The 255-nt window shown below is 45.1% G+C and carries 1 protein-coding gene; it reads right to left on the bottom strand.

Features of this window, described 5'->3' with window-relative positions; translation table 11 throughout:
- Window positions 1-255: hypothetical protein (locus ACG9ZB_RS17565; protein ID WP_419326879.1), on the bottom strand; the 255-nt coding region annotated here is incomplete at both ends.

Genomic DNA, 255 nt, shown 5'->3' with positions numbered 1-255 from the left:
GCATCATCCAGAAGCTCAACTAAAGGCGCTACGTTATAGCCACCAAGCATCGTACCTAGTAAATAAACTGCACGTTCTTTAGAAACTAGCGGAGATGTCGCTTCGCCTTTTGCAATCGCTGCCAAGAAAGCTGCTTTTACGTAAGCTGCTTGGTCAACACCTGCAGGAACACGGTTTTCAAGCAAATCAACCAAGAATGCTTCTTCACCTGCCGGTGGGTTTTTTAATAACTCAACAAGTTGAGCAGTTTGAGCA

The organism is Acinetobacter johnsonii, assembly GCF_048551975.1.
Lineage (GTDB): Bacteria > Pseudomonadota > Gammaproteobacteria > Pseudomonadales > Moraxellaceae > Acinetobacter > Acinetobacter johnsonii_A.
This window is presented reverse-complemented; position numbering and strand designations above follow the sequence as displayed.